Below are 4,576 nucleotides of genomic sequence, written 5' to 3' on the forward strand. Positions count from 1 at the left end.
GGCTTCTTTAAATTTGGCTCCTCCAACTGGACTCGAACCAGTGACATACGGATTAACAGTCCGCCGTTCTACCGACTGAACTATGGAGGAATTGCTGTGTTCCTGAGAACGGGGCGAATATTAACGACGAACTCAGGAGGTGTCAATGCAAAAATTAGATTTTCCGGACGCTTGCTTATCATATGAGCGCATTGCTATAAAATTATGCTATTTTGCTGAAATTACATGCTTTTGTTCAACTTGATAAGGTTGAAAGTAAGGTGATTGCTCTGAGCATGCGATCATAAAAACATCATAAAAGCATATTCCGTTCTTTTTTATAATGATTTGTTTGATTTCGTTTTTCACTTCATTGGGGATATTCGGATGACCGAGTATTGTATTGACGGCATTCTGAGATACCTTTTCATCGACAAACCACTCGCCGTTATAACAAACACGTAAATCCAGCACATCAATATCGTCAAAATGGTAAACGGGTTTGATATCGAAAAGAAGAACGGCCGCCATAACAAAAAAAAGAGCAGTAAATAAAAGCAGTGACCAAGTGCCAAAATAGGGGGCATACCACATCAGTACAGCGAGGAAAACATAAGCAACGATCATAGCTAAAAACAGGTATGGATGCTGATGAATAAAGATACTATTAAAATGTACTTTACCATCCCTACGTTCTGCGAGATTGATCCGCTCTAGGTCCTGAATCAATATCTGTTTGATGATGTTCATAATACCAGCCCAATTATTGTAGAAATCAGTTATCGAATTAAAAGTACCCACCTTTCCAAGGTTATCATGCCGGGTGTCTCCATCTGTATAGCAATTACTTCTTTTAATTTGTAAAACTGTTATTGTTCCTGATGATCACGAATATTTTTGTTTAAGATAAAAGTTGAATAAATCAAATAAAAGCATAAATACATCTATTTATTAGGTTATTCTGTTCTAATATTGAGCGTCTAAAATTTTTTTAGATCTATAATCCATAAAAAGGTTGCTATTCCGGTTCGGTCATGCGTTAATGCGTTTGGCCTGATTAACAGACCTACTTTATGTACGACATCTTGAGTTAATGCGTTATGTGTAAGTGCTATCTTGATTAGCCTTTGTAGACCGTTTCCTTCTTAGTGCCCCATAAGTAATAGCTGATAATGGCCAACACATGCCCAAGGTGGCGAGTTTTTTTTGATATATAGGAAAGACACATGTCTGACAAAATGAAAGGTCAAGTGAAGTGGTTCAACGAGTCCAAAGGTTTTGGTTTCATTACTCCAGCCGATGGTAGCAAAGACGTATTCGTTCACTTCTCTGCCATTCAAGGTAACGGTTTCAAAACTCTGGCTGAAGGCCAGAACGTAGAGTTCACCATTGAAAACGGTGCCAAAGGCCCAGCAGCAGCAAACGTAACTGCTATCTAATTTGCCTTTATACCTATTTGTTAAGCTCGCCATGCTAAAATGCCTTGGCGGGCTTTTTGTTTATTAGATTATCTTTAATGAAAAAAGTAATCATAATATATTAAACAATAGTTATTATTTTATTAAACAAGTCTACAAGAATACCTTTCTTTTAATACCATTTAATAAGTGAAGCCTTTACTTATTAATCTTACCTGATTATAATTTCGTACTGGTTTTATTTTGGAGCTAATCATTGGACAGTCAAAGTTTAAAATTAAATAAAAGCTAATCGGTAATCTGTTAATTTTCAATGAATTTACTGCTTGCCGAATAATGGTGGGCGATGCTACTTCAGTTTCATGAGTTGTACTCACCCGAAAGATGATGCGGTACTGTAGATCGGCTATTCAGATCACGAAAACAGTATCAAAGAGATATATCGGGGTATCTATGGTACTGTTATATACTCATTCCTTATTCCCTCCGGGAACACATCAATAATCAGATTAAGTCTGATGCTTCTTCTATTACTCACGAAAAGAGAAATAATTTATTTCTTCTGGTAACCTGCTACGCATTAGTTTAATTCAAAAAGATGACCAGCAGTTACATGCTTACGCTTGTAAGAGTAAGTGTTTTAATTGCAGATTTGAAATTATGAATTACTAAGTTAGTTAGCTAAGTAGCCATTTAGAAGAATATTTATCCATTTTATATTATGGAGGATGTTATGCAATTAACATCTATTGCAATTCATTTGCTTTCGGCGATGTGTTTCGGTGCACTGATTGGGGCGGAACGTCAGTGGCGTCAGCGTATGGCGGGGTTAAGAACCAATGCGTTAGTCGCAACTGGTGCTGCGGTTTTTATTCTTAGTTCAATGTCCGCTACCTCTGATGATAGTCCCGGACGTGTTGCTGCACAAATTGTATCCGGCATTGGTTTTCTTGGTGCTGGTGTGATCATGAAAGAGGGAATGAACATCCGCGGATTAAATACTGCGGCAACATTATGGTGTTCGGCGGGAATTGGCGTTTTGTGTGGGTTGGGTCAATACTGGTCTGCTACTATTGCAGTTACAATAATTTTATCTGCAAATATTTTACTCAGGGAAGCTGCTCAGAGAATCAATGCTCAGCCACAACAGCAGGCATTAGATTTAGATCAGAGTTATAAAATTCACATTATTTGTGATATTGGCGATGAGATCCTGATCAGAACGTTGATCCTACAGGCAATTAATGGATTAAATGTCCGGCTACAGTCATTAAGCAGTGCTGATACAATTCAACCGAACCGGCTTGAAGTGTGTGCAGAAATACTGGCAACTCCGGATAAGCAAAAAGAGATCGAATCGATTGTTTGTCGGGTGAGCTTAGAGAAAAGTGTCAGTTCCGTTAACTGGAAAATTGCCTCCGAATTACCTGCTTAAAATAATTTGAAACCATAAACAGAGTGTTACCTGTTAAACAATACAAGTTATTAATAAATAAAAATGTAAATGATATTGATTATCACTATTATTTATTAATAATCGTGGACTGTATGCTATTCAGGTAACACCAAAATCTTTTATACCTTTGTCTTTTTAGTTATCTCCTCACTGGCAGCGCTCACTTCTTCTACTGTTTACAAACATACCGTTATTTATACTCTCCAGAGTTAATGAGAGATTGAAATCTCTCACCGGAAAACAGCCTTTGACTGAGCAAATTCTTTTCCGATGAATCTGTTGCTCTGCTGCCATTGTTATGCAATCCAAAAATCCATGAAGTATAGTCTTCTGCACAGCTACAGAAAAATTGATGAGTTACCTTGTCATTACTCTCTTCGAAAATTATCAATTTTTGTTCAGGATCTTCGGTAAGATCATCAATTAATTTGCGAAAGTGTAGTAGGGGAGCAGTCATTTGTTTGCTGTAATGTGCCGCTAAAGGAACAACTTACTTCTTTCACTGAAGAAAATCACAACAATATCATGGAGCAGGTTGACTATTACAATGAACAAGGTTTCAGGGTGTTAATCTTAACAATCCCGGAGTTAAATTCTGATGAAGTGAAACATTCACTTTCTGTTGCTGATGAGAATAGCACAGTGTTTAGGTTAAGTAGGCGAATATAATTCTGCTGCTATAGCTAAAACTCACTATGAAGCGGATTTAGATACTGGAAATATTCTTAATCGCTTTAATATTGAGTGTGTGAGTGATGAAAACCTTTTAAAAATAGTGGAATTAAATGTAGATCTTTATCAGTGAATATTTCGGAAAAATACGCATCAAAAAGTGACGATAAAATAATAATTATGCAGTTGATCTATCTGATGATGCAATACGTCATGTACTACATATCGGGTCACTAGTGTTGGTATTTTTGTTGATAATGCCATAGATATCACAAAAGGATTCTTAGATCTCATTTTTCCTGAGAAGAATCCTAAGGGATTAGAAAAAGGAGTAATAAAGGATACGAAAACGTTTGGGAATATCATTATCTAATAAATATGGTTGCTTGATCTGCTCCTGTGAATGTATTTTTAGGGAGGATAGTCAGTGCATTTATTCTATTTTTATCTATCTGGGCCATTGATTTGCTTGTACAAAACCTAATGTACGATATTTCACAACTGTTTTACGATAGGGAAAAATGAATAAAGTATTTATTTGAGAATGCCTCGCAAATGAGATAATAACCTGTCTGCCATTTTATGATCCTGAGTGGATCGATTCCTGGAATATCTGTTGTGATGAGATATATGCTTGCAGTTAATTGTGTAGAATGTCAGGTAGGATCTGCTGAAGAAATTTGCAAAACAGAGGGTTATGGCCACTTAAATTGTACATATGCTATTCAGCTCTAAACTCATTGGTATAAAGCACACCAGCACTACTACTTTACCTGTATTATTGATAGCATTAATAATTATTTAACTAACCATTTGCATGTAGCACTCATTATTCAATGCGTTAATAGGATAGAAATTGTTATCCTAAAAATATTTTTTAGCGAATTGAGAATTTCATAAGTAGTGTATTGTGGTTAGCATTCTAAAATGATCTTATCTTCACCATTTTGGTGAATGGTTATGAATAATCCTCATTAATTGGTATCTTGTTCTATATTGATTAAGAAAATGGCCCATGTAATTTTTATACTATTCACTGCCAGTATTAATG

General features: G+C 36.0%; 3 protein-coding genes and 1 tRNA gene. 2 read left to right on the forward strand and 2 right to left on the reverse strand.

From position 1 onward, the window contains the following. Positions 1 to 14: 14 nt before the first annotated feature. Both AACX38_RS04850 and AACX38_RS04855 read right to left on the reverse strand, forming a co-directional pair. Positions 15 to 90, reverse strand: a tRNA-Asn gene (locus AACX38_RS04850). Between the two features lie 117 nt (positions 91 to 207). Then, positions 208 to 729, reverse strand: a complete 522-nt coding sequence (locus tag AACX38_RS04855) for a YlaC family protein (protein ID WP_228865817.1) — start codon at positions 727 to 729, stop codon at positions 208 to 210. Positions 730 to 1,205: 476 nt separating this feature from the next. Here AACX38_RS04855 and cspE point away from each other — a divergent pair, with 476 nt between their 5' ends. Together cspE and AACX38_RS04865 are read left to right on the forward strand one after the other, a co-directional pair. Next, entirely contained in the window at positions 1,206 to 1,418 is a 213-nt protein-coding gene (cspE, locus tag AACX38_RS04860) for a transcription antiterminator/RNA stability regulator CspE (protein ID WP_010847246.1), read from the forward strand. A 700-nt stretch (positions 1,419 to 2,118) separates the two neighbouring features. Then, positions 2,119 to 2,832: an MgtC family protein gene (locus AACX38_RS04865; RefSeq protein ID WP_228865818.1), complete on the forward strand. Its 714-nt coding sequence runs from the start codon at positions 2,119 to 2,121 to the stop codon at positions 2,830 to 2,832. The last annotated feature ends 1,744 nt before the right edge of the window (positions 2,833 to 4,576 follow it).

The organism is Xenorhabdus sp. PB30.3 (assembly GCF_963895965.1).
In the GTDB taxonomy this organism is placed as follows: Bacteria; Pseudomonadota; Gammaproteobacteria; order Enterobacterales; family Enterobacteriaceae; genus Xenorhabdus; species Xenorhabdus stockiae.

Excerpts from the sequence above, each read along its gene's own strand:
- AACX38_RS04865 (WP_228865818.1), top strand. The coding sequence starts at position 2,119 with ATGGAGGATGTTATGCAATTAACATCTATTGCAATTCATTTGCTTTCG.
- AACX38_RS04855 (WP_228865817.1), bottom strand. The coding sequence starts at position 729 with ATGAACATCATCAAACAGATATTGATTCAGGACCTAGAGCGGATCAAT.
- cspE (WP_010847246.1), top strand. The coding sequence starts at position 1,206 with ATGTCTGACAAAATGAAAGGTCAAGTGAAGTGGTTCAACGAGTCCAAA.